Raw genomic sequence first — 2,446 nt, 5'->3', positions numbered from 1 at the left:
CCCCGGAGCACCCGCCGGGCTTTCCCTCTTCCGTCGCCTTTCGAGGGCTGCGCGTCTTTTGCTGCGGGAGCTTCCTCGCTTCGCTCGGTGATCTCCCTCCGCGCCGCGCAACGCCATCCGCCACTTCCGCCCTGCATGAAAAATTCAGGGGCGTCTGGATACCGCAAGCACCCGGTTGCCCGCAGAGAAAATTTTCCGTAGGGCAAACCCTCGCCTCAATCTACATTTTCTCCAATCCATATTCAGTCAGAAAGCGTAGAGCGAATAGCTCAGTCTGCGGTCTGCGCGTATATTGCTACTTGCTCTTCAGTCAGGCGCTGCTTGCGCTCCTGCATTTTGCTGGTCAGTGTACCTTCAGAAAGCGTAGAGCGAATAGCTCAGTCTGAGGTCTGCGCGTATATTGCTACTTGCTCTTCAGTCAGGCGCTGATCACGTCTGACGCACCGTTCACAGGTCAGTGTACCTTTGCCCATGCTGTTTCTCATCGTTGAATTTGCTGCAACGGTGCACGACTGCGTATGTTTGTGCAGTGTCCTTGTCAGGGGAAAGCTGTTGCCGGGGGCGGCGTCATAAAGAACCGAAGCCGACACGTCGGCGAGGTTCGTGCGCAGCCGCCCCCGAAAAACGGTATTTGTCGGTCTGGGCAGGACAAGGGGGTGCTTCGGGGGGGATGCAAGGGGGGCCGAGAAGGGGGCGAAGCCCCATAACCGGCCCCGCCTTGCCGCCCGCCGCGCAGGCGTCCCAAACAAGATCAAAGAAAAAGCCTCCGCGCCCGCAGGGCAACACAAACCCATCGCAAAGACCAAGCCTCTTTCACCGCTTGCCGCCCGCCGCGCAGGCGGCCAATAGAACAGAAACAGAAAATCTCCCGTCCCGCAGGGCGGCAGCATTCCCTTTCGAAGGCCGAACCATTCCACCTCTTTGCCCGCCGCGCAGGCGGCCAAATCTCCCCTCGCCCGCCGCGCAGGCGTCCCCTTATATTTTTCCGGTCACATCCACACACTGCCAGGGCAGGCCGTACTTGCCCAGGTCCGCCAGGAAGGGATCGGGATCAAACTGCTCCATATTCCACACGCCGGGCTTGCGCCACACGCCTTCGGCCACCATTTTGGAGCCGATCATGGCAGGCACGCCCGTGGTGTAGGAAATGGCCTGTGAGCCGACTTCGGCGTAGCACTCTTCATGGTCGCAGATATTGTAGATGTAAACGGTCTTTTCCTTGCCGTCCTTGACGCCGCGCATGAGGTCGCCGATGCAGGTCTTGCCCTTGGTCAGGGGGCCGAGGGAAGCCGGGTCGGGCAGAAGCTTGGACAGGAACTGGATGGGTACAATGTCCTGCCCCTGAAAGTTCACGGGATCAATGCGGGTCATGCCCACATTGCCGAGCACCTTCAGGTGGTTGAGATAGTTCTCGGAGAAGGTCATCCAGAAGCGGGCGCGGCGCAGGCCCTTGAGGTTCTTGACCAGAGATTCCAGTTCCTCATGGTACATGAGAAAGCATTTTTTGCTGCCGATGCCGCTGGGGAAGTCAAAGTTCATTGACCAGGACAGGGGGTCGGTTTCCACCCACTCGCCCCGTTCCCAGTAGCGGCCGCGCGCGGTGACCTCGCGGATGTTGATTTCGGGGTTAAAGTTGGTGGCAAAGGGCTGGCCGTGGTCGCCCGCATTGCAGTCGATGATGTCCAGCACGTGCACTTCGTCCAGTTCGTGCTTCATGACCCATGCGGCGAAGACGTTGGTCACGCCGGGGTCAAAACCGGAACCGAGCAGGGCGGTAAGCCCTGCCTCGCGAAAGCGGTCCGCATAGGCCCACTGCCACTTGTACTCGAACTTGGCGGTGTCCAGCGGCTCATAGTTGGCCGTATCCACATAGTGGACGCCGCATTCAAGGCAGGCGTCCATAATGTGCAGGTCCTGATAGGGCAGGGCCACGTTGCACACAAGGTCGGGCTTGACGCTGCGGATGAGCTGGCAAAGCTCCGGCACGTTGTCCGCGTCCACCTTGGCGGTAGCCACGTTAACGCCGTAGCGGGCCTTTACGCTTTGCGCAATGGCGTCGCAACGCGAAACCGTGCGGCTGGCAAGGGTTATTTTGTTAAACGTGCCGCTGTTTGCGGCTACCTGGGCGCATTTGTGGACAACCACGCTCCCGACGCCACCCGCGCCGATGATAAGGATATTCGCCATAGCTCTTCCCTCTCCAGCAAGATAGGGGGTCAAAAGAAAATCCGCGCGGCAGCGCCGCCCGGTCACGTCCCATCACACAAAAAGCGCCTCGGCGCGGTCTGCCGCTCACGGGCGCAAAGTCCGGCTATATGCCTGTAAAGCCCCAATCCGTCAACCGCATTGTTTGGATTGCCTTTTTTGCCGCTACAGCGGGTCTTTTGGGCTGTTGTCGGGCGCGGTCCGGTCGCCGTCCAGCAGCAGCACATGGGCATGGCGACCG

The 2,446-nt window shown here is 60.1% G+C and carries 2 protein-coding genes; both read right to left on the bottom strand.

All coding sequences use genetic code 11. The features are described from left to right. Window positions 1–975 precede the first annotated feature (975 nt). Window positions 976–2,187: a saccharopine dehydrogenase family protein gene (locus V6C16_RS11240; RefSeq protein WP_333534353.1), complete on the bottom strand. Its 1,212-nt coding sequence runs from the start codon at window positions 2,185–2,187 to the stop codon at window positions 976–978. 62 nt (window positions 2,188–2,249) lie between these two features. Beyond that, window positions 2,250–2,446: hypothetical protein (locus tag V6C16_RS11235; RefSeq protein WP_333543241.1), on the bottom strand; the 197-nt coding region annotated here is incomplete at its 5' end.

The sequence above is a fragment of the Desulfovibrio sp. 1188_IL3213 genome, assembly GCF_036763145.1.
Taxonomy (GTDB): domain Bacteria; phylum Desulfobacterota; class Desulfovibrionia; order Desulfovibrionales; family Desulfovibrionaceae; genus Desulfovibrio.
This window is presented reverse-complemented; position numbering and strand designations above follow the sequence as displayed.